The organism is Bacillus sp. FJAT-45350, from assembly GCF_002335805.1.
In the GTDB taxonomy this organism is placed as follows: domain Bacteria; phylum Bacillota; class Bacilli; order Bacillales; family NISU01; genus FJAT-45350.
Genome location: NZ_NISU01000001.1, coordinates 1173786 through 1197164, shown reverse-complemented (window position 1 = coordinate 1197164; position 23379 = coordinate 1173786). Strand labels below are relative to the sequence as shown.

Annotated in this window: 28 protein-coding genes; 1 reads left to right on the top strand and 27 read right to left on the bottom strand. The window is 36.3% G+C overall.

The features are described 5' to 3' along the window. Positions 1-67: 67 nt before the first annotated feature. Positions 68-202 carry a hypothetical protein gene (locus CD003_RS22205; RefSeq protein ID WP_257008209.1) on the bottom strand — a complete coding sequence of 45 codons (135 nt, stop codon included), beginning with the start codon at positions 200-202 and terminating at the stop codon, positions 68-70. A gap of 402 nt (positions 203-604) precedes the next feature. Continuing rightward, the gene (locus tag CD003_RS06005) at positions 605-805 is read right to left on the bottom strand and encodes a cold-shock protein (RefSeq protein ID WP_096200152.1); all 201 of its coding nucleotides are present in this window, start codon (positions 803-805) and stop codon (positions 605-607) included. A gap of 414 nt (positions 806-1219) precedes the next feature. Between CD003_RS06005 and CD003_RS06000 the strand changes: the two genes are divergently transcribed. Further along, positions 1220-1945: a hypothetical protein gene (locus CD003_RS06000; RefSeq protein ID WP_096200150.1), complete on the top strand. Its 726-nt coding sequence runs from the start codon at positions 1220-1222 to the stop codon at positions 1943-1945. A 202-nt stretch (positions 1946-2147) separates the two neighbouring features. Here the strand turns inward: CD003_RS06000 and mdh are convergent, their stop codons facing one another. The 25 genes from mdh to CD003_RS05870 all read right to left on the bottom strand — a co-directional run bounded on the left by mdh (position 2148) and on the right by CD003_RS05870 (position 23376). Then, positions 2148-3089 (bottom strand): malate dehydrogenase, encoded by a 942-nt coding sequence (mdh, locus tag CD003_RS05995; protein ID WP_096200149.1) that lies wholly within the window; start codon positions 3087-3089, stop codon positions 2148-2150. 12 nt (positions 3090-3101) lie between these two features. After that, a complete protein-coding gene (locus CD003_RS05990) occupies positions 3102-3383 on the bottom strand; it encodes a BMC domain-containing protein (RefSeq protein ID WP_096200147.1) in 282 nt (93 codons plus the stop codon). A gap of 36 nt (positions 3384-3419) precedes the next feature. After that, positions 3420-4943, bottom strand: coding sequence for an aldehyde dehydrogenase family protein (locus tag CD003_RS05985; RefSeq protein ID WP_096200145.1), 1524 nt, complete (start codon positions 4941-4943; stop codon positions 3420-3422). 17 nt (positions 4944-4960) lie between these two features. Then, positions 4961-5614: an ethanolamine utilization microcompartment protein EutL gene (gene eutL / locus CD003_RS05980; RefSeq protein WP_096200144.1), complete on the bottom strand. Its 654-nt coding sequence runs from the start codon at positions 5612-5614 to the stop codon at positions 4961-4963. Between the two features lie 13 nt (positions 5615-5627). Further along, complete coding sequence (gene eutC / locus CD003_RS05975; RefSeq protein ID WP_096200142.1) at positions 5628-6527, bottom strand: ethanolamine ammonia-lyase subunit EutC; 900 nt, start codon at positions 6525-6527, stop codon at positions 5628-5630. Positions 6528-6537: 10 nt separating this feature from the next. Next, on the bottom strand, positions 6538-7905 hold the full coding sequence (locus CD003_RS05970; RefSeq protein WP_096200140.1) for an ethanolamine ammonia-lyase subunit EutB: 1368 nt from the start codon (positions 7903-7905) through the stop codon (positions 6538-6540). 33 nt (positions 7906-7938) lie between these two features. Beyond that, the gene (locus CD003_RS05965; protein WP_257008350.1) at positions 7939-9339 is read right to left on the bottom strand and encodes an ethanolamine ammonia-lyase reactivating factor EutA; all 1401 of its coding nucleotides are present in this window, start codon (positions 9337-9339) and stop codon (positions 7939-7941) included. A gap of 54 nt (positions 9340-9393) precedes the next feature. Beyond that, positions 9394-9900, bottom strand: a complete 507-nt coding sequence (locus CD003_RS05960; protein WP_306453941.1) for a EutP/PduV family microcompartment system protein — start codon at positions 9898-9900, stop codon at positions 9394-9396. Between the two features lie 20 nt (positions 9901-9920). Continuing rightward, positions 9921-10262, bottom strand: a complete 342-nt coding sequence (gene eutS / locus CD003_RS05955; RefSeq protein ID WP_096200135.1) for an ethanolamine utilization microcompartment protein EutS — start codon at positions 10260-10262, stop codon at positions 9921-9923. A 31-nt stretch (positions 10263-10293) separates the two neighbouring features. Further along, positions 10294-10566 carry a BMC domain-containing protein gene (locus CD003_RS05950; RefSeq protein WP_257008208.1) on the bottom strand — a complete coding sequence of 91 codons (273 nt, stop codon included), beginning with the start codon at positions 10564-10566 and terminating at the stop codon, positions 10294-10296. A gap of 1 nt (position 10567) precedes the next feature. Beyond that, a complete protein-coding gene (locus CD003_RS05945) occupies positions 10568-10846 on the bottom strand; it encodes a EutN/CcmL family microcompartment protein (protein ID WP_096200133.1) in 279 nt (92 codons plus the stop codon). Positions 10847-10860: 14 nt separating this feature from the next. Beyond that, on the bottom strand, positions 10861-11502 hold the full coding sequence (locus CD003_RS05940; protein WP_096200131.1) for a hypothetical protein: 642 nt from the start codon (positions 11500-11502) through the stop codon (positions 10861-10863). Beyond that, positions 11499-12167, bottom strand: a complete 669-nt coding sequence (gene pduL / locus CD003_RS05935; RefSeq protein ID WP_096200129.1) for a phosphate propanoyltransferase — start codon at positions 12165-12167, stop codon at positions 11499-11501. The genes CD003_RS05940 and pduL overlap by 4 nt, the downstream gene beginning before the upstream one ends. A 21-nt stretch (positions 12168-12188) precedes the next feature. Next, entirely contained in the window at positions 12189-12482 is a 294-nt protein-coding gene (locus CD003_RS05930) for a BMC domain-containing protein (protein WP_096200127.1), read from the bottom strand. Positions 12483-12519: 37 nt separating this feature from the next. Continuing rightward, positions 12520-12804 carry a hypothetical protein gene (locus CD003_RS05925; protein WP_096200125.1) on the bottom strand — a complete coding sequence of 95 codons (285 nt, stop codon included), beginning with the start codon at positions 12802-12804 and terminating at the stop codon, positions 12520-12522. After that, positions 12797-13552 (bottom strand): HAD family hydrolase, encoded by a 756-nt coding sequence (locus CD003_RS05920; protein ID WP_096200123.1) that lies wholly within the window; start codon positions 13550-13552, stop codon positions 12797-12799. The genes CD003_RS05925 and CD003_RS05920 overlap by 8 nt, the downstream gene beginning before the upstream one ends. A gap of 3 nt (positions 13553-13555) precedes the next feature. Further along, entirely contained in the window at positions 13556-14920 is a 1365-nt protein-coding gene (gene eat / locus CD003_RS05915; protein ID WP_096200121.1) for an ethanolamine permease, read from the bottom strand. Positions 14921-14980: 60 nt separating this feature from the next. After that, positions 14981-16000, bottom strand: a complete 1020-nt coding sequence (locus tag CD003_RS05910) for a phosphotransferase enzyme family protein (protein WP_096200119.1) — start codon at positions 15998-16000, stop codon at positions 14981-14983. A gap of 34 nt (positions 16001-16034) precedes the next feature. After that, positions 16035-17282, bottom strand: coding sequence for a class-III pyridoxal-phosphate-dependent aminotransferase (locus CD003_RS05905; RefSeq protein ID WP_257008207.1), 1248 nt, complete (start codon positions 17280-17282; stop codon positions 16035-16037). 44 nt (positions 17283-17326) lie between these two features. Next, entirely contained in the window at positions 17327-18094 is a 768-nt protein-coding gene (locus CD003_RS05900; RefSeq protein ID WP_096200116.1) for a DeoR/GlpR family DNA-binding transcription regulator, read from the bottom strand. A 329-nt stretch (positions 18095-18423) separates the two neighbouring features. Then, positions 18424-18888, bottom strand: coding sequence for a spore coat protein GerQ (gerQ, locus tag CD003_RS05895; RefSeq protein ID WP_096200114.1), 465 nt, complete (start codon positions 18886-18888; stop codon positions 18424-18426). 24 nt (positions 18889-18912) lie between these two features. Further along, positions 18913-19389, bottom strand: coding sequence for a cell wall hydrolase (locus tag CD003_RS05890; protein ID WP_096200112.1), 477 nt, complete (start codon positions 19387-19389; stop codon positions 18913-18915). 832 nt (positions 19390-20221) lie between these two features. Then, complete coding sequence (locus CD003_RS05885; RefSeq protein WP_096200082.1) at positions 20222-20404, bottom strand: YvrJ family protein; 183 nt, start codon at positions 20402-20404, stop codon at positions 20222-20224. A gap of 321 nt (positions 20405-20725) precedes the next feature. Then, on the bottom strand, positions 20726-21790 hold the full coding sequence (locus tag CD003_RS05880; RefSeq protein ID WP_096200110.1) for a hypothetical protein: 1065 nt from the start codon (positions 21788-21790) through the stop codon (positions 20726-20728). Between the two features lie 581 nt (positions 21791-22371). After that, a complete protein-coding gene (locus CD003_RS05870; protein WP_096200106.1) occupies positions 22372-23376 on the bottom strand; it encodes an NADP-dependent oxidoreductase in 1005 nt (334 codons plus the stop codon). Positions 23377-23379 lie beyond the last annotated feature (3 nt).

The following is a 23379-nucleotide window of genomic DNA, read 5'->3' as shown; positions in this document are numbered from 1 at the left end:
TATTGTGGCATGCCAAGAAGTATAGAAAGCCGACATGTTTGTCGACTTTCTGCTTTGATTTATGTTTTTATTTTTTATTATTCCTTTGTCTTGTACCCTCAGCTCTATTATTAGCTCCTGAAGTTGTCGTATTAGCTTTTGTATTCGTAGTTGTTTGACCTACTGCTCCCGATTGGCTAGAGATGTTGTTATTGTTAGTCATTTAAAAGCCCCTTTAAATTAATTTTTGTGTAAGAACATAATTATAAATTGTTCTTTTTTAAAAATATTATGTTTGATAATTATTACCTTTTTAGCTAATTTCACACCAGTTCTCTAACTTATGTAATGTGTTTTATGAAACAACCAGCCTGACGTTTATTAGATATCGTTATATTTAATTCTAACAATATTTTCAATAAATTATGTATTCTCTGAGTAATGTGTTATGATGCACCTGACCATTTAAACCTTGTAACACATTTCCTTCGAGGCCGACTAAAGGTATTTCTCTTCTTTCAATTTTGATAAAAGTTGATTAAACGGGGAGGTATCTTTTAGGAGGCCTTTTTTTGTGTGTGGAAATAAAAAAAAGGACTCTGAGATAGAGTCCTTTTTCTTATATTTAGGCTTTGTTAACGTTTGTAGCTTGAGGTCCACGTTGACCTTGCTCTACTTCAAAAGTAACTTTTTGGCCTTCATCTAAAGACTTAAATCCTTCGCCTTGGATAGCTGAGAAATGTACGAATACATCTTCTCCACCGTCAACTTCGATGAAACCGAAACCTTTTTCTGCGTTAAACCATTTTACTGTACCTTCTTGCATGTTTGTTTCCTCCTGTGTGGATGTAATCCACGATTTATTACTATTGTTGCTCAAGTAGCTATTAAAGGCGAAAAATTTAATTATTCTTTCCTTAACAAACTGAACAAAAATAATTCTTAATTAGAATAACAGATATATTTTAAAAAAGCAAATGGGTCGGAGTGATCTTTTTCTTTGACACTATTAAGGGAAAGTAAAAATTGGCAAACAGAATATACCTTGATACATGTTATCATTATTAGAAACCTCATCTTTTTGACTGAGGTTTTTTATTTTTTTGTGGCAATTTTTCAATCTGTTTATGTTCTTTTTGAAGATATATAAGTTCTCAAGCTCTTTTAAGTGGTTCTTATTCTATATAAACGTAGCAAGGTGACATCATCATAGACAAACATATATAGGGGGAGAAATAATATGAAGAAAATAGTAACTGTAGGTTTATTAACAGGTTTATTATTCACTGGTACTACTGGTACTTATGGTAATGAAGGCAACAATGGTAATGGCAATGGTAATGCCTTTGCTTATGGGCATAAACATGCTTATGGGCAATTAAAGAAGGTAGAACATGAGTTAACCGTAGAGTATATTTCTACTTGGTATGAATCTAATGGATTTACTTTTAACCCTGAATTCTCTATCTATGGTTATGATGGTATAGCAGAAGAACACTATCCAAATTCTAACCAAAAAATGATTGCCGTTCGTATGATTCCTGATGCTGAGTTAGAGGCTGTAACTGCGGGATTAGAAGAGATAAGCCAAGTAGCTGACTATTCACAGATTACTGTTTCCTACGAATTAGGAGTAGGAAATATTGTACGTATCTTCTGGCTAGACACTCACTTTACTAAAGTAGTAGATGAACAGACTAACATGGATGCGATTATGCGTTTGATGTGGGGTTACACTTCGGTGACAGGCTTCGAATACTTTACAACTCTAGGTTACTATGAGGGCAATGGAGTTTATCGTGTAGGCTTTAGACGTAGTGGGATAGACTCTATCGCTGCTCTAGAACAACAAGCTATGATAGATTTCATTAGTAAGACATTTAACGCTAAGATTATAGAGGATTATATAGTAAAAGATGAACATCCAGGAAATTCTTATAATATTATTCGTTTCACTTTAGAGTAAGGCAGATGATGCCTTACTCTTCTTTTGAACTGAAAAAACTTTGGCTTTTTATTATTCTGTTGGGCTTTACCTTCTAGCGTCTCCGGTTCATAGGAATGTGAACAATAACTATATCTCTAATATTGAGTCTCTTTTCTAGCAAGAAGCTCCTTAGTTTATTGGCTTATTTTTTGAGAAGACTTTTTAATCAATTTTCCATTTATTAAAACAGAAGTGTTTTTATTACTTTTGTCACTTCATTTGCCGAGATATCAAGTTGCTCCTTCTCTTCAGTTGTAAGTGGCAGTTCAATTATGCTCTCAATCCCATTTCCTCCTAAGACAACAGGTACACCAAGATATATATCTGAATATCCATATTCGCCTTCCAAATAACTAATAGCAGGTAAGACACGTTTTTTATCTTTCAGGACCGCCTCAACCATTTGTACTAGTGAGGCAGCAGGGGCGTAATAAGCACTTCCATTACCAAGGAGATTTACAATCTCTCCGCCACCTTTTCTTGTTCTTTCAATAATCCCATCTATCTTTTCTTTCGATAAAATTTGGTCAATTGGAATTCCTCCAACATTTGAATAACGTATTAAAGGAACCATACTATCACCATGTCCACCTAGCACAAAGCCAGAAACATCTTCTACCGAAATATTTAATTCTTCAGCTACAAAAGTAATAAATCGAGCTGAATCTAGTACACCTGATTGACCAATCACACGATTTTTCGTAAAACCTGTCGTTTTAAAACATGTATAGGTCATAGCGTCTACAGGATTACTCAAAACTATTACATAGCTATTAGGAGCATAGTGACGAATTTCCTCCGATACTTTTTTCATAATTGCTGAATTCGTTTGGACAAGATCATCTCGACTCATTCCCGGCTTTCTAGCAATACCAGCTGTGATAACGACCATGTCTGCGTCTTTAATCGATGCAAAATCAGATGTTCCAACAACTGATACGTCAAATTTATTAATAGGTCCCGTTTCTAGCATATCTAATGCTTTTCCTTTAGTTGGGTTTTCTAATTCAGGTATATCTAGTAAAATAATATTACCTAGTTCCTTTTGGGCTAACATATAAGCACATGTGGCTCCTGTAAAACCTGCTCCGATCACTGCGATTTTTTTCCTTTTAAAAGCCACCAGAATATCCTCCTATTTTTTTGAGTATTTTTTAATAAGCTTTTTAGTCTCTACATCTGGATGAGGAATGACAAAAGTAGAAACGACAGTCCCAACCCGTTCGGCTGCTTCCTTCCCTGTTTCGATCGCTGCTTGAACTGCACTAACGTCTCCTTCTATTAAAATGGTAACTAGGGCAGCATCTACTTTTTCTTGATTAATGAGTTTCACGTCTGTTGCTTTCAACATAGCATCTGCTGCTTCAATGGAAGCAATCAATCCTCTTGTTTCTATCATTCCAAGAGCTTCACTCAATTTTTACACCACCTTAAGCACTATTAAGCAATAGTTCTACTGTTGAATCTGAGAAACCACTTTTTGTACTAAAAGAGTAAGGTCGTTTTTATTAATTACATGTTTTTTTATTTGAATATTTTCAAGTACTTTATCTACTACTTTTTGTATTTCATCATCTTTTTCCTCATCTAATTTAGTCGTTGTTTCAACCTCTTTAGATAACGTAACTTCTTTAATGCCATAAGCTAAATGCTTTATATTGATTAAATGGCGAGCAGAAATATTATCAGCTGTTATGTTACCACCATACGACCCACACCCTAGTGTAAAGGAAGGGATTAACCCTGTTGTTCCACCAACTGCCCCTATGGACGATAACGTATTTACTAAAATTCTCGAAACAGGCATTTCAAGAGCATATTCATTTGCCATTTCTTCTGATTGTGTATGAATCGATAGTGTGTGGCCTCTTCCACCTAGATTTAGAAGACCTAGACAAATCTCTTTTGCTTTTTCTTGATTAGATGCAGTAAATAACCCAAGTATTGGTGACAATTTTTCAATGGCAAACGGAGCATTCTTTTCGAGTCGCTCTTCCTCAGCAATGATGACAGTCGTTTCAATTGGGACGCTGATTCCAGCCATTTCAGCTATTTCTCTCGCAGATTTTCCTACTATATTAGGATTTAAAGTATTTATAGAAGGAGAAATTATTTTTTCAATCTTTTTCTTTTCTTCTCCTTCTACAAAATATGCTTTATTATTTTTTAACTCTCGGATGGTCATGTCTTTTACCTTTTGATCAACAACGATTGCTTGCTCCGTGGCACATATCGTTCCATTATCAAACGTTTTGCTATCTACTATATGTTTCACTGCTTTTGCTACATTAGCTGTTTTCTCAATATACGCCGGTACATTACCAGGTCCGACGCCATATGCAGGTTTACTTGAACTATAGGCTGCTCTTACTAGACCGACACCACCCGTAGCCAAGATAACATTCGTCAATTTATGTTTCATTAATTGAGTAGTTGTTTCTAATGTAGGGTTACTAATCCAACCTATTAGCCCAGCTGGTGCCCCAGCTTCAATCGCAGCTTCACTACATACTTTTAAGGCTTCCGTTGTACAATGAACGGCTCTTGGATGGGGACTAGCGACTACTCCATTCCCACTTTTTAACGAGATTAGAGTTTTGAATATTGCCGTAGAGGTAGGGTTTGTTGTAGGAATTATGGCAGCTACAACTCCAAATGGATAGGCTATATCAGTTACTTTTGTATCCGGATTATGTTGAATAATTCCTATTGTTTTTTCATCTTTAATCGATTCGAATACAGCACGTGAACTAACTTCATTTTTTATAGTCTTATGTGCAGCAATCCCCATTTTTGTTTCCTTCACAGCAAGTTCAGCTAATCGTTTGGATTCTTTATAAGTAACATCTGCAACATGCTGAACTATACGATCGACTTGTTCCTGTGAGAATTGTGCATATATTTTTTGCGCTTCATGCGCAGTTTTTAGAGCTTCTCTCATCTCTTGGATAGATTGTAGATCCTTATCAAAACTCATTCCGCATCCCCCTCCTGTTAAAGTTGTTTCGGCTTATTAGCTACACTCATAACAGTTTCTCGAAACGCTTCCGCTGCAGCAACGCAAGAAGACTGTGAGCCAGTGACAAGACCTCCTGCAAAATTCGTTTCTGAAGGTGGTTTAAACAAAGTGGATAACTCAACAGAAGCAGCTTTTAAGGCGGCATCAATACCAATCATTGCTTCAAGGGGTGGAGCAATTAGGTATGCAATCGCTTCTCCTTCTTTGATTCCAGCTTCACGTGATAACAATTTTCCAGTACGTGGGATTACATGAGCAAAAAGTACATGTGAATGTTCTTGATCAAAAGATTCAAAGTATGCCTTGCTTTTAACTGTCTCGCACACTGTCTCTAATCCACTCTTTATTTCTTCAGGATTAGGTCCAGATAAGATTCCGATAAACTCTCCTGACAATGGCCCCGAACTATGGCTAGACCCTGCATAAAAAGAATGACTATAGACCACTTCTACATCCGCATTTTTTGTTGCTTCATCAAGAGCAACCATCCCAATATCATCAATCGTAATCGTAAACAATCCGATACTTTTATGGTTTGATGGTAGCTGTAAATTGCTAATCATCTGAGGATGCGCATTAGGTATTATTCGAATTGCTAGTATTTCTGCATAAACAGGTATGAGCTTCATATAAGAATCTCCTCTACTCTTCCTTTTGAACAAGAGATAATCCACTAGCTTTATATTTAAGTATTTTCTCTATGAGAGTACCAATATAGGCTCCTGCTTCAACTGGAGGGATTCCTCCTTTATGAATATTAGAAACAACCATACGATCAGCTTCAATTGTTGTCCCCATTCTCGGTTTATAACATAGATATGCACTTAATGACTCAGCACTAACAAGTCCTGGCCTTTCACCAATTAATAGTACAATGACATCTGGTCTTAATATTTCACCAACTTCATCCATTACGGCTACACGACCACGTTCGATATAAAAAGGGGTTCCCAATTTATAACCTTTCAATTTTAAAGATTGTTGAAGAGATAAATAAACATCTTCTACATTCGTCTCTATAGCTTTAGAACTTAAACCATCTGAGATAAGAATTTGAACCTCTGGTGTATGAACACATTTCTCCTTTATTAACTGTTTAGCTTGATCAGATAATCTCCTTCCATAGTCCGGTCTTCGTATATAGACTTCGTGTTCATTAGCTTTTGTCTGTATCGATAATAGTTGGAGTGATTGTAACTTGTTCAACGCTACTTCTCCCGAAACAGCGTCAACTGCGGCGGCATGATCGTATCGAAATTGTAACCAGGTTTTTGTCCTTGGTCTTGGCCCTGCTCTTCCAACACCAATTCTAGCTGGAGTTGTTCTTTTCATTTCCTGTAACTCGTCTGTATCGATTTCATTTTTTTCAAAGCCATTGATTTCTTTAATTAGCTCTTCATTTTTGTGCAAATCTATTGTTAAAACTTCATTACTCTGTTCTTCTTTATGATTTTCTGTTACTAAACTTTGTGTAACGCTCTCCTCATGTGACAATTTCTCTACTATCATTCTCGTTACTTTCTCAATAAGTTGTTCGTCCATATTCTCCCCCTTACCGATTGAATAGACTGGGATCCCCTGCTAATTCGGACAACCAACCTTCTTTTGTGAGAATACCCATTTCTATTAACCATTGATGAAATGCTGGTGCTGCCTGCCTATTCATTGTCTGCCGTAATGTTGCAATGTCATGATAACTCATTGACTGATAGTTCAGCATACAGTCATCCCCCATTGGGGTAGCAATAATAAAGTTCACTCCTGCTGCAGTTAACAGTACCCCTAAATCCTCCATATCGTTTTGATCGGCCTTTGCATGGTTGGTATAACAAATATCTACACCCATAGGGAGTAAATGCATTTTCCCCATAAAGTGATCTTCAAGTCCTGCTCGAATAATCTGTTTATTGTTATATAAATACTCAGGACCAATAAAGCCCACAACCGTATTGACAATAAAAGGGTCAAAACACCTTGCAAACCCATAATTCCTAGATTCTAATGTCAGCTGATCTACATCAAAATGTGCTTCAGCAGATAGTTCCGAGCCTTGCCCAGTTTCGAAATATAGTCGCTCGGGTCCTGTACCTGTTCCTTCTTTTCGAGCTAACTCATTCGCTTCCCTTAATAAATCAGCAGTTATCCCAAACGAACGATTTGCTTTTTCTGTACCTGCAATACTTTGAAATATCATGTCTGCTGGTGCACCTTGTTGAATTGCTTTCATTTGTGTAGTTACATGAGCTAAAACACAATTTTGGGTTGGAATCTTCCACTCATGAATAAAATCATGTGTGGCATGTAATAATCTCTTTACACTTTCAACAGAATCATCAACGGGATTTATGCCAATAACCGCGTCACCTATACCGTAAGAAAGACCTTCCTTTAACGAAGCAAGCATTCCATCGACATCATCCGTTGGGTGATTCGGTTGTAACCTAGATGTGAGTGTACCTTTATGTCCGATTGTACTATTGCATTTTGTCAGAACTTCGATTTTATTAGCGGCATAAACCAAGTCTAAATTAGACATAATTTTAGCTACACCGGCGATCATCTCACTTGTTAGGCCATAGCTTATTCTCTTTAAGTCTTCACTGCTCGTTGTATTAGAAAGAAGATATTCTCTTAATTCAGCGATTGACCAGTTTTTAATAGAAGCATAGATTCTCTCGTTAATCGAATTCTCAATTATTCGAGAGACTTCATCTTCTTCAGGCGGGAGCAAAGGGTTATTTCTTATTTCCGCTAAAGTTAATTCACTTACTAGTTCTTTCGCAGCAATTCGTTCTTGAACGGTTTGTGCTGCTATTCCAGCTAATCGGTCACCTGATTTCTCTTCATTCGCCTTGGCAAATAAATCTTTCAAATTAGTAAATCGATAATTTTCACCTGAATAGCTTTTAGTAAGCTTCACAGTCACGCACCTCACACAAGAACATTTAGATTATTAGAACGCTAATGTTTTTACAACTACAGGAACTACACCTGATTGAAGTTTTTTTCCAACATCTAAATAATCACCATGTTCTACTTTGATTTGGTCAATACAAATACACTCTTGATTAGGTTTTTTTGTTAAAATTGATTGTCCTAATGCTCTAGCAAGGTCTTTTTCTAGTACAATGACAAGTGGTTTTGTGACGTCGTCTATATATCTATTTAAAATTGCATCTGATAAATCATGTATTTCACGAAAATTGAGTAGAGGAAAATTAGCTAAATATAATGCAAAATTTTGACCTTCTCGTAACGGATCATATAAATCTATTCCTTCTTTAATTGCGTTAATGATTGTTGGTATAGTTTCTGAAATACTGTTATTCCAATCTATTTGATGTACAGGTAAATTTTTTATAGGTAGTTTAGTAGAATTTACTTGTATTGTAGCTCCACTAATACTCGTTGTTTGAGTTCCTGCTCCAAGTACCGTAGCACGTAAGGCATCATGTGGTGTTCGCCATTCCCAATTCGATAATACCTTATTTTCTTTAAGTGACTCTCCCAAAACCTTTCCTATATCCTCATATTGATTATCATTAATTGATGTTCGGTCCATTTGATACATACACTCCGCCACTCCACCCGAAAAGGTAATGACATCAATTTGTTTTTTCCAATTTGGTGGCTGATCTACGAAAAGACATTCATCCTCATTGATCAAGCTATTATTTAGTGTACGTGCTATGACAGAGGCAAGGGAATGAGTCAACTGTTTTATATCTTTGGGAGAAAATACACTCCCTTCTTTAAGGGATAACCCTAACTGACTGATAGTTGGTTTTACTTTATCGGAAATATAACTAATTAATTCATTTTCAAACTCAATCAATTTTCCTCCTATATGCAACGCACACGTCCCTAACAATTTCCCATGCTGATACACTGCAATATTCGTCGTACCTCCACCTATATCAATATTTGCAAATACTTTTCTCGAATTCTTTGAAGCGTTATACACCCCGGACCCTTTTGCTGCAATAATCGCTTCAAGGTCTGGACCCGCTGTTGCTACTAAAAAGTCTCCTGCTTTATTGGAAAGTTGATGTAGCACTTCTTGTGCGTTTGATTTCGTAGCGGTTTCCCCTGTAATAATAACAGCGCCTGTTTGGACGTCTAACGGTGAAACATTCGCTGCTTCATATTGAGACCAGATAATTTCTTCTACTTTATCTGTATTTATTTCCGTTGACGATCGTAAAGGCGTTCGAAAGATTGGGCTTTGATATAATATCTCTCTATCGACAATTTCTATTTTTGGAACACTAGTCATTCCTGATGTATTTTTTAAAACAAACCGACTAATAATCATTTTTGTTGTACTTGAACCAATATCGATTCCAACACTGATTATCCTTTCATCCTTAACGAAAATATCCCTTCACCCTCCTATTGTTGCATAGAGTTAATTATGAAAAGTCACCACATGTTGCTTTAAACCGGTAATATACTTTCGCATTTCATTATAATTTGAACAATGAATTAATCCTTTTAACTCTTCAATTCCTTGCCCACTTACTGAAGATGTACATACTATCGGTCCAGTTTGCATTGCTTTCTTGAGATGAATTTGCGCTCTTTTTATATCAGCATCTTTGTGATCACATTTAGTTACTACACCAATAGTTAATTTATTCATCCCTGTACTAAAACTAGGTGGAAAGAAAATTTTTTCTTTAGTTGCGTCATAAATAAATAAGATGTGTGTCACTTCTAACGCTGTTACCATAATACTCTTATAGAACATTGGATTTTCTAAATATTCCCCCGGTGAGTCAATAATCCAATCATAGAAATGTAAGCTTTGGGTTTTACGGGGTTCTACTTTCCTCCCCAACAATTTAAAAGTCAGTGATGTTTTACCTGCACCAACAGATCCAATCAACAGAGCTCTGTTTTTCAATGAGTCCACCTTCACCTTCTTCTATAAAACTATGACTTTGTTACAATCGATGGTGTATATGCCAAGTAGTCACTTAAGAAACGATTGACTTCGATTAGAGCGGTCTCTACCTCTGAGACACTTCCCGATATGACTAGACTTCCAGTAAATCTATCTAAAAAACCCACTTTAACATTTGCTGCTTTCGTAGTGTAATCCCCTGCAATGATTACCGTTTCACTAGGTGTAAGAGTTAGTATTCCTAACGCTCCTGAATTTTCTAAACCGAGTTTATCGTAAAGCTCTGGATTTGGATTAGCAATCAAATGACTTAATGTTATTTGTTTACCTGGTACAAATTCTTGTATAAACCTCTTTTTTTCTTCTGCCAAAACAATATCACCTACTCTCGTTCTTTATAATCTATCCCTTAATTAAATGTTTTATTGTTTGGCTATCAGAAGATGGAATGACAGAATAAGCCACTAAAGACCCCGTACGCTCTGCTACTTTTCGCCCAACCTCTACAGCTTCAAGTACTGCACTAACATCACCTTTAATAAAAGTAGTTACTAGTGCGGGGTCTGTTTTATTTTGTTGAAATAATACAACATCAGAGGTTTTCAACATTAAATCTGTTGCCTCTATGGAATTAGCTATGCCAATCGTTTCTATCATTCCAACGGCTATACCCAATTTATTTCACCCTTTCTGAATCTTCTAGATCAATAATTCCAATAATAAGCGCATCAATTGGAAGCGGCGTATCACAAAAATTAGACGCTGGTGTACCCCTTGTCACAATGACTTTATCTCCTGTTCCCGCTCCAATTCGATCTACTGCTACTAATACGGAATCAGTGCATGTATCACCCGAATGAGTGTGATTTATTTTTACTTTTAATAGTTTTACACCTGTTAAGCCTTCTTCTTTTCTTGTTGCCCATATGCTACCTATCACTGTTCCGATGACCATGCAGCATGCCTCCTTTACAAAAAGGAAATTTCGATCCCTAATTCTCTTGCTGCGTCTTTAGCAAGAGGAGTAATGATCGTTCCAGGTTTAACAACGATTTGTTTTCCTGTAAAATTTCTTATATCTTCTTGAACTATTAATGGTTTTGTTCCTTTGCAATTCTTTTTCTCAAATGATACTTCTTGTTCAAAAGGTATCACTTCTTCAAGTGGTTTAAATAAAACTCCATACCCTTCTAGAGTATTTCGATATGCCTGAATACTTTTTATATATTGCCGATATTTATGCTTTCTAACATTTATATTTAAATAATTTTCTAGAAGTGAACATACTACAAAAGTAATTGGGATTTCATAATAGATTAATTGACTAAATAGTTTACTTTCTGCACTATCAGTAAATCCCAAAGCTATCCTTACAAGCGTATCTTGATCTATATTTAAGAAAACAGCCTCGTTTATCAACGGTTTCGTATAAAAATCAATATTTTTACTATCTATTACATCCCAATGAGCCCGTAGGAAGTCTAGCTGCATCTCTAAATCTTTCGTCTTTTTTGAGCTAATATATAAAAGTTTAGGTTTTGATTTTACTGTATCAGCTTCTAAACTTACTAAGACTTCTTTAACAATACTTTCTATTAACCGTTGATTCATAATGAATCCTCTACTTTTATTAATTCTCCAACTGCCCCAGACTTTACATTAGCAGCATTTGCTTCATCTGTATCAATATGCATTTCTAGAACGTATTTAGGAGAAACTCGAACTTTTACACAATCGAAAGTAATGGATCGTCTACTATTATTTGTTTTTACCTGTACAATGTCACTATCCTTTATTCCAAACTCTTGTGCATCACTTGTTGACATATGAATATGAGCTTCTGGAATAATCAACCCTTCTTCTAAATAAATACTACCTTTTGGACCAATAATCGTTATAGGAGAGGAGTCTGCAAGTTCCCCAGACTCCCGAATCGGTGGTTTTAACCCTAGTTTTATAGCATCGGTCTTACTTACTTCTACTTGTGTATCCTTTCTCAATGGACCTAGTACTCTTACGTTTTCAATACTTCCTTTTGGTCCTGCAATCATCACTGTTTCTTGCGCTGCAAAATGACCTGGCTGTAACAAGTCTACTTTCTTGCTCAAAGAATTCCCTTTACCAAAAAGTACATTTAACGCCTCTTCATTTAAATGACAATGGCGACTAGAAACACCGATAGGAATCGGTCCTTTTCTATTTTTTTGTGGCTTTGCTTGATTCGAAAGCTCTTGCACTATTTCATTTACAATATGATGTACATCCCTTTCTTTCATTCAGCAACACCTCAAAAACCGTTATTTATTTTCACCGTACGTAGGTAAGATTCCCAATAACTCATTATGAGGTCTAGGAATCACATGAACAGAAAGTAACTCTCCAACTCTTTGTGCAGCAACACTTCCGGCTTCTGTAGCTGCTTTTACAGCCCCAACATCTCCTGTTACTAGGACTGTTACAATTCCTCCACCGACATGGACTTTACCTACTATGTTCACATTGGCTGCTTTCACCATAGCATCTGCAGCTTCTATAGAGCCAACAAGCCCTTTCGTTTCAATCATTCCTAGTGCCCCATTTATTTCTGCCATTTTAATTCCTCCTCAGATTTTAATTACTATTAACAACTTATAAGTAACTCAAAAATCGAACCTTCTCTGTTTCCTCATTACCATTCTTACTAGGACGATAATGATGAGTAATCTTACCCCATGCATCAACCTCCTCCGAGGAGAGAGGGGTAAGAGTTTGTGCTGTCCTTTTTTTACTTTGACCTTGCTCCTTTTCCAATAATGAAAGTGAATTCCAATGTTTAACTTCATCTTCACTTAATGGTAATACACTCGGATTATTACTTATATCTAGTCGCTCAAGAACAAGTCTAGTAATTCTTTCAACTAACTCTTTATTCATGATTAGCTTCCTTTCTACCTAGTAATGAAATAAGCTCGTTATATGAGCGAATATGATGAGAAGCGTTTTTCAAATGAATATTTCCCTCATTAGAATCTGATATACCAATTCTCACAGGCATACTAGCCAATTCTGACATCTTCATATCAGCATTTGTGTCTCCGATCATTGCTGCTTTATTAGGGTTTAAGTTATATTGATTTTTTGCTAGGAAAGCCATATCAGGATACGGCTTTCCTCTTTTCACCAGATCACTTCCTATAACAAATTTAAAGTAAGACCGTATGTCAGCCTTCTCTAGATGTAATATTGCCTTGTCTGTGTCATCTGCGGTAATAACGCCCATTTTGATTCCTTCGTTTTTTAAAATCTCTAGTACTTCTTTAACCCCATCAACCAATTTAATTTTGTCATCATTTTGTTGTTTGTTCGCGATTGTAACACTTTCTTTTGCAATCAAAATGGCCATATCCCAAGATACTCCATGCTGGTAAAGGTAACCTGCAACTAAGATTTCTCCTTCATCAATACTTCCAATTGCAAGAGGACCTTTAGGGTCAATTTGTGTTTCTTCCATGACCCCAAAGATTAGTTTTAAATCTTCTAGTACCTCATATTTTAAGTCTACTCTTCGCTTTATTTCTTCTGATATTTTCTTAAGCCAAGGAATCCAAATTGATTGTAAGTCAATTAATGTACCATCTTTATCAAAAACTACCCACTCTATTTCCTTGTTAAAAATCTTCATATCTTATTTATTCTCTTGATCAAAATCAATAGTGTGAATTTGTTCTTCAGGTGCATCCGTATTTATTCGGTGTCTTGCATAAACAAAATAATAAACAATAGCTATAACAAAAATGGAAATACTTATGAAGAAAAAGGTAAGATTTGCGAATACACTAGCAAATATCGCAATAACAGCGAGTATTAGAGAGACGATTGGAGTGAATGGATATAATGGTGTTTTGTAGGCACGTGGTAAATTAGGTTCTTTCTTTCTAAGGATTAATACGGAAAGGTTCATTGAAATATAAGATACAAGGGCTCCGAATGTGGCAATTAAAATGAGATCATCTGGGTTAAACATAACTACCAAAATTAATCCCACAATACCTGGTAGAATAATAGCAAGATATGGTGTTCTTCTCGTTTTGTGTAGTGATGCTAATTTTTCAGGTAAATAACCTGCTCTTGATAAGGCAAAAATTTGTCTTGAATAGGCAAGGATAACTCCCGAGAAACTGGCAATTAACCCTACAAGACCAACGGAAGCTAGAATTTGAGCTAACCAATACGTATTACCGAAAGCTGCAGCTACTGCAATTGGTAGTGGGTCCTCTGCCGTAGCTAATAATTCAATACCTCCAAGACCAATAGCTACTGTCGTCGTTAATACTGATAAAATCATTAACGTGACAATACCCGAAATGATACCTTTAGGCATATCTTTTTTCGGATTTCGAGTTTCTTCTGATAACATCGGAAGCATTTCAATTGCTAAGAATAACCACATAGCATAAGGAAGAGCTGCCCAAATGCCTTGAAACCCACCAGGAATTAACGATTCTCCACCTGATCCAAATAAATTCTCAACTTGAATTTGTGGTAAACCTACAAAATACATAAGAACGAGAAGAGCTAAAGAAATAAATACTAATATAGCTTCTAAACGTGCGTACTCTTTAATCCCCAAAATGTGAACAATCATAAAAAAGATATACATGACAGCTGCTGCGGCTAATGCACTAACTGGGAAAAGAAAACTAATGTAGGCTCCAATTCCAATGGCAATTACGGGAGCGGCAATAAAGTATTCCAGTATGACTCCGATTCCGGTTAAGTACCCAGCTAACGGTCCCATTGCTCTTCTAGCAAAAGAGTATGGTCCTCCAGCATGAGGTAAAGCAGTAGACAATTCTGATATACCTAAACACATAAACCAGTACATGACACCCATAATTGCAGTTGCAATTAACATTCCTACATAACCCGACTCTGCTAATCCAAAATTCCAGCCAAAGAAGTTACCAGAGATTACGATCCCAACACCAATGACCCAAAGATGAAAGGGCGTTAACGTTTTCTTGAGCTCTAAATCTTTAGTGTTCGACATTAAAGACTCCTCCTTATATTTGAATTATGAGTTGCATATACAGGCTGGTTCTATAAAAATTTAGTTGTTTTTAAACACTTTCAAATACTGATTTGCTAAATTATCTGTCTGAATGGTATAGGTTTCTCCTAGTTTTCTAGTAGTTTCATTATCACGACTACCTATCCAGGAGATTAGCATAAGCCTCCTCATCATTATAAATGTTGGAATTTCCTTCTCGTCTTTTAATGAAAGGGTTCGTTTTTTTCGATAACCTTTAACCCATGCCTTAACTAACTCAGGTACATAAGGCTTATGCTCAATAAAACTTAATGCTGAGCCAATATCAAATAAATACCAACCAAATCCACAATCATCAAAATCTATAACTTTAATTTGATTATCATGAACTAATAAATTGGCTAACCTTAAATCAGCATGAATTAAACCGTAGCGGTCTTTTGATGTACCGAATAATTCTAACCTTTTCTTAATTGTATTGGACACCTTTTGAAAGAGTAGTTTTCTTTCCGGAGTTATCGCCTTCCCATCCTCCCATTTGCCCCATTTTGGATTGTCACCAAGAATAGTTTCGTAATTCCACGGGTCACGGTCAATTCTATTGACACGATCCCACGACTCAGAATGATTGTGTAATGAAGCAGTAACTTCTCCTAACAATTCAAATTGTTTTATTAAATTTACCTCATCACTTTCATCAGGTGCTTCGCCTTCAAGAAAGGTATACATCGTACAATAATACTCATTGTTATCTATAGGACTAATGACACTTTGAACATACTCGCCATCTCTCCCTTGAATAGGGGAAGATACCTCTACTTCTGAGTTTTTATCGATATCTAGCATCCACTCTATCTCGCTTTTAATTTGTCCTTTCTTGTGATAATTAGGTCGACAAACTCGTAAAATCATTTTCTCGTTATTTTTCTTGTTTTTTACCAAATAAGTAGCGTTTTCGGAATAATCCAAGAGCTTTACTTCTAAATCATCATGATTTGGATACTTAAAAATTGCTAGTCGACTTATCAAATGAAAATGTTCGATTAAATGTTTCATTGGCTCATAGTGGGAATTACTCATAATACTACCCCTTTCTTTTAAAAGTTTGATTATTTTATCTGTTAGACGCTGCTTCCTTAATACTTTTTTCGCAACGTTCTAATAAATCATCACAATACTCTTTATCTAGCAACAGACCTGGTTTGAATTGGAGTACCTTCGTATCTAACATAGAATAAATAGCCCAAACTCCATTTTTGTAAAGTTCACGCATGACATCTTTTGCTGAATCTTTCTCCCTAAACTCAAGTCCCATTATTACACCTAGCTGACGAATTCCCACAAAATAATCAGAATAGGTTTCTTTAATTCTTTCTAACCCAGTTCTTAAATATCTAGATACATATTCTACATTCTTTATTACTTCCGGCCTACTAGAGATTTCCAATACTTTGGAAGCTACAATACAGCCTAGTTCAGAGCCACCAAAGGTAGAGATATGGGCTAAACCATCTTCATGCATCCATCCTCCAGCCTGTTCACTTACAATCGTTGCGGCAATTGGATAAATTCCTCCACTTAGTCCCTTCGCAGTCACAAGAATATCAGGTTGAACACTATAATGTTCAATACCCCACATCTTGCCACTTCTCATAAGACCGGTTTGTACTTCATCAGCAACATAAAGCGTTCCATACCTTTCACAAAGTTCTTTTACTCGCTTTAAATACCTAGGATTTGGCATAGGGAACCCATATGTAGCTGGAACGGTTTCAATTACAACACAAGCTACATTTTCTTCTTTAAGCGCACTCTCCATAGCATCTAAATCATTAAAAGGTACTTGTATAAATAAACCGGGCTCACCTTCACTTAAAAATGGTCCAGAATAGCGCACATGCCCTAGGGAAACTGCTAAACCACTATGGCCATGATAACCATTTTGAATAGAAACTACTTTTTTTCTCTTCGTAGCATAGCGTGAACATTTAATAGCAGCATCAATTGCTTCACTTCCTCCACTTGCAAAGATCGAATAACGTACACTATCTGGAGTTGTTTTCGCAAGAGCCTCCGAAAGTTTTGCACGTCCTATTGAAGGAAAGTGATGATTTCCTAAATCGAAATAGTCAAGAGCTTCTGTTAACGTTTCAATAATTTCAGGATTTCGATGTCCAAGATTGAAAGTTCCACCATTTAGATGAAGGTTCATCAATCTTTTCCCATGCATGTCATATACGTAATAACCTTCTCTCTTCCCCATAACAAAATCAATACCATCTTCTTGCCATTGACGAGTTTTACCAGGATTCCACCAGTCTATCGATTGTTTGAGTACATGTTCTTTTGGTAGATTGAACATCATCTTGTCTCCTTTATTTCTACTTTTGAATTTGTAAGAAACCTTTATCCTACAACTGTGTTAACTTCAAATGAATCCAGTATTTTCTCCCATTCTTTCGGAAAACCACTATCAGAAACAACAATGGAGATTTCAGATAGTGAAGCAATATGTGCAAAAGTAGTCTTACCAAACTTCGTGTTATCAGCTAGAACAATAACCTCGTCAGCACGTTCCATCATTTTACGTGAAAGGGTAGCACCATATAAATCGTAATCGGTTACTCCACTTTTTGCAGAAATCCCACCTGCTGCAATAAATGCTTTATTTGCCTTTAATTCACCTATGACATTTTCAGCTATTGGTCCTGCCGTTAATTTTTGTTCTCGTACTAATTCTCCACCTGTAAAAATCACTCTTCCCTCAAAGACTTCGAGGCATAATAAAAGAATCGGCATTGAAGGCGTAATGATGATTACTCCTTTCTTTTCCTTTAAGTAATGAACCATTTCTAATGGTGTTGTCCCATGACCTATGAATATAATATCGCCATCCTCAACTAATTCCGCTGCAGCTTTACAGATCATTTGCTTTTCTTCGGACTTCACCATTGATTTTTTATCGAAGGGAGCTTCTTGAGATCCTCCTTTCTCTCTAACAGCACCACCATGAACCTTTTTTAATAAATTTTCTTTTTCCATCCTGTCTAGATCTCGTCTTACGGTTTCTCCTGAAACACCAAGAACCTTTATTAAATCTATAATTCTTACACGATCATCCTTGTGAATAATGTCCATGATAATATCTTTTCTTTTTTCAAATGAAATTGACATAAGACTCACCTACATATATTTATCTAGTATTTTGATTTTCTCAATTCTACTTCATGAAGTTCATTTAATACTTAAGACCTCTACTCATTTAACTAATTAGTTTTACGAACTCCACATTAAGTAACATTTTTACTTGTGGAATTATTTTGTTTTTTGTTGATTTTGTTTAATATTATTTACGATCGTCCATTAATATTCAGAATTTTTTATCCACTTATAAATTTGTTTGTTTTTTTATAGAAGACCTAAAGAAAATTAACCAAAATAAAAGGAAGACGGTGTCGATTACACCGTCTTCCCAAAAGCCGCATTTTTAGAGTTCTACAACATCACTCCGATGTATCCAAGGATGCCTGGACAGCTGGACTAATTTCCACGTGAGGATAGTTGATTCGATCTTCAAATTCTACCCAGTCAAGATTTGCCATCAATAGCAGGTAGCGTTTACCGGTGGTGGGGTTGCTAATGATGATATGGTCACGGCCAGCGGTTTCAACACGCCCGTGGTAAACCATTGCATTCCATTCGTTGTTACCTTGGTAAGTAAAGTAAAATGTACCAACTTTCCCTTTGTTGAAACGCAGGATATTTTCGATAAATGATTCTTCCACCACGCCTGTCGGTAGCTGCTGCCCAGTCCCCATCGGAACCACTGGCACAGAATACGCAGGTCCGGAAGGCATATCCGCCGGGAAGCCGCTTGGTTGTTGTGCGGTATCCCCCCCCATCATCGGAGTGGGATAAAAACCAGCAGAATAGTTCATCGGATAATAACTAGAGTTTCCATATGTCATGAAAAAATCATCTCCTTAATTACTTCATCTATAAAACTCTGGGCAGTAGCCCGGAACAGCGACATAGAAGCAATGATTCTTGTAAGCAAATTCGAACTGCGTCATGGGGGATCTTGGCATCGTAGGGGTACAAGGATCGCGGTATGCTTGCCCCGGACTCGGATTAAAAAACCACAAATTCATTCTCGCTCGAGGATTCCTATGACCATTCAACAAATTCCTGGCCCTTTGGAGGTCTTCTTCATTGGGACGCTGTGTATACAATGCTCCATTTAAAACAGGCTCGAAATGAGGAATTCCAGTTCCCGGAATGGTTTGATAGATGGCATGTTTGATAGTGCGCAAATTTCTGAAGTCCGGCTCACAATCTGCCTCGACCCGATTGGCCACAACCGTTCCTACCAAGTCCATCCCTTCGGCTCCCTCACCGACCGCCTCCGCTAGCATGAGCCTTGCTAATGCATCCACGTCACGTTCAGTATGCTTTATTCGCCTACCCATTTTCTCACCCCCTTCAGCCTATACAAGTAATCTATTGCCCGGGGTTAGCTTTGGTAACTTGCCAACCAGCCCAAAACTTAGAAATTGCTTATAAAATGAAACTTCATTAAGTGGGCTTTTCTTTCATCCCCCACTTAATATAGTTGAACCAATCGGGTTGTTACTGGCACTTATCTCCCACTTCTCAAAGCCTTGAAGTGGGAGTCCTAGCACCAGTTAGACGGGATAAAAAGTATAGAGTCTTGTCCTTTTCCTAGATTTTCGATACACAAATATGGTTTATTTGAATACTTATTAATCAATGTAATTAAGTGTTTATATCTAAAAATGATATATTTTGATACCGAAGAAAGGAACTTGCAGGTGAGCTCGAGGGGCTAGGCGCTGGAGTTAGACATCTGCGACAAATTTTATCAATTCTAGTGATGAAATTTCCTCCAAAATAACACAAAAAATCAAAGTGTAAATAGACGACCTAATACCTGTTCTGTTCTCCCGTCACTACCCGCAAAAACCCCTTTGCGATACTAAAGGCGTGTCGATACGTAGGCTTTCCGAAGATATTGACTGGGCATACGAGAATGTTTGCCGATTATACAATGATAAATATGGAACGTTATCCGAGGGAACTGCTTAATAAATTATGTGAGACATTATCGAAGTGGCAGATGGAGACTAAATCAAATTCTGGGAATACTGCTTAGGTGCGAGGGTTTATTCTTTGTGTTTTTCTATTTTCCACTTAGGTTTAGCATGAGTTCAAAGTATTAAGCTTGTACTGTTCGATCCTACTTTTACTATCTATATTTATATGTATATAAAAAATAGAAGCTCAAATTGAGCTTCTATTTCCATGAATGAGCTTTGGATTGTGGTCATTACTCGTATTCACTTGCTTAGCAAGTTCTGAAATTGTACGGGAAAGGTGTTCTAACTTGCTTTCAATTCTATTAAGCAAGTAGAACGTTACTAGAATTGGAAAGCTCACTTCTGCCACCATCGTAATCCAGTCCATGCGTATCCCTCCTATAGTAAAATATGAATTTTTTTTTACTTAAAGCAATGAGCGTAGCCACTACCTTGTTTTGAGTCTAACGACAGTGATTTTCTGTTGTTAGACGTGTAGTGTGCGAAGCCATTGCACTTCCTCGATTAAGCTATTTTCTGGTAGTAAAAAAGAGAAGACATTATGCCTTCTCTCGCTTGCATTACGTCCTTATTAAGCCAATGGCAATTCGGTCTCATCAACGTTACGTTCAGTTAGACGAGCTCTATCGATAGATTTGACGGATATATGCCATGAAATCATACAGAGGCTTACTACGTAGTAGATGATTTAATTTGAACTATGTTCCAAGACAATCCTCACACTATCAGAGCCCATATTAAACTCTACCATTAGAGCCCGGATATTTTTGATAATGGATTGTGCACTTAGGTTTACTTCCATATATAATTCTGCTTCTTCTAAATAATAAGCAACTCGTAATTCATTATCCTTACTTGAAAAGTAAGCCCGTTTCTTTCCTTTTAACTTTGTATTCTTAAACCGTTCTAGATTAACAATACAAAGGTATTTACAGAAAATAATATAAATTTGTTTCCAGCTAGTGGCTTCATATACCTTTTCTTCTATCACTATACTCATTGGTTTTTTACCAGTTACATTATCATTCCAACTTAATACTTCTGTTGTATCATTTAAGTGAGTTGTATCTTGTACAGGTATGTCAGGCGTTACCTCATTTTCTTCTAAGCTCGCTAATACGCCCTTTAATTCATTTAGGGTCTTTACCTCATCTAAATGGTAATGCACTACCCGATTTATCTTTACTCCGCTTTCTACATCAGATAAAAAATCTTTAAAATCCTTATTAATCTCAAAAAGATTGTTAACCGTATCCCCATCGATTTCATCTGTTCTTTTTGCACTTAAAAGTATTTTAGAAGCACTAGGGTCTACTAAGTTCAATTGAATAATGCCAATTCCAAAAGAGTTTGATAAACGAGCCATTTTCTGCATTAGCTTTATATCATCAGTATTTATTTGTGCTGCTACTAAATATCCTTCATTGGCCCAGCTTGAATTAGAAACAGCTTGGAAAAAGACCTCTCGCAAATTCGACATGGTGATTTCCTTTTTAAGCTCGAAAGAATACAAAACTACCTTAGATATATTATAGTGTTCAGCAAGGGAGACGACTTTTTCGCTCCAGTTCGATGTTGTAATACTATATCCAACCATATCCGGGTGAATCCACTCATTTTCACCTTTTGTCGTATTTATAGAACGTTCCTGATAAATCGTTTTTGCTGCAATTTCTAATTCATGATATAAATAATAATTTAAAAAAGGGTGTAATTCACGTTCATGAAAATTTGTTAAGTTGAGACTGTTCACCATGTCACCTCTCTTTATCCTAATGGTAACGTTGCCTAATTTCAGTTTGTAACATTATTGTCTATCAATTACTTTCTATATACCGATTCCCAACAAAGAACTTTTCATTCCTACAATAACTCTACGTGATTTCATTAGATTTCATCTTCTCCCTCAACCCCATCAAACTCTGTTCCACATTCGTCACATCAACGAAATACAGACTCACCACCACATTATCCGCAAGCTCACTTCTAAACTCTATCTGGGCTGCGTCTTTCATCTCTTCATTGACTGGATAGAGAAGCCATACTTCCTCGGCATCATACTTTTTCGCATAGGCATACATTATCAATTTTTATTATAGTTTCTTGTAAATGGGGATTGCTGTGAATAAAAACATAGAGGAATGAAAAGGCAGCCTTTACAATCAACTTGTAAAAGCTGCCTTGGATTATATGATTCCAATTCTTCTACTGTTTAAGAATTTTCATCTGAAGTACGATTCATTTTCATATGGTTTATTAAAACTAAAAAAGAGTTTTATCAATACTTTTATTGTGAAGCGCTTGAACAAGCACCACCAATCCTCGAAAACCTTGTTAATTTACACTAACAAGCATCTTACCTATATTGTCCCCTTGAAATAAACCAATTAATGCATTAGGTGCATTTTCTAGACCCTCAATTAGGTGTTCTTTATGCAATAACTTCCCTTCATTAAACCACTCTAATAATTCTCTTTTTGCAGTAACAAATTCACTATTATAATCTCGAAGAATAAACGCTCCTAATTTTATACTTCTTGTAAGAAAATACGGAAATAATCTTGGTCCAAATTCAATTGTACCATTATTATATTGAGAGATTTGTCCACATAAAACGACACGTCCATGAAAATTCATTTGCAAACAAACTACATCTGAAATTTCTCCACCAACGTTATCAAAATAAATATCTACTCCATCTGGAGACACTTTTTTTAATTCTTTTTTCAAGTTATCGATTTTATAATTTATAACATGATCGAAATGTAGCACTTCTTTTAAATACCTTTTTTTGTACTCAGAACCAGTTATGCCCACTACTTTACATCCGTATAATTTAGCTAGTTGTCCTACTATCATGCCAACTGCTCCACCTGCGCCCGAGACTACAAATGTCTCATTCTTTCTAGGTTTACCGATTTTAGTCAGCCCAAAATAAGCAGTTAAACCTGGCATACCAAGAATGTGAAGATGTGTAGTAATTGGTTGGATATCGTCTTCTAATTTTTTTAATTCTTCTTCATTGGCTAAGGTATAATCAGCCCAATCTAACATTCCGGTAACTAAATCTCCTACCTTAAATGTTTGTAGGTTTGATTTTACAACCTCTCCAATTACCCTCCCCTTCAATGGCTCTCCGATATTAAATGGAGCAATATATGATTTCTCATTATTCATCCTGCCTCGCATATAAGGATCTATTGATAGATACAAACTTTTTACTAACACTTGTTCCTTTTGAATTGACGTGATTACAGTATTTGTTATTTCAAAATTTTGCAATTGAATCATTTCTTTAGGTCTAGATGCTAATAAAATTTGTCTATTATCTAAGTTCATACT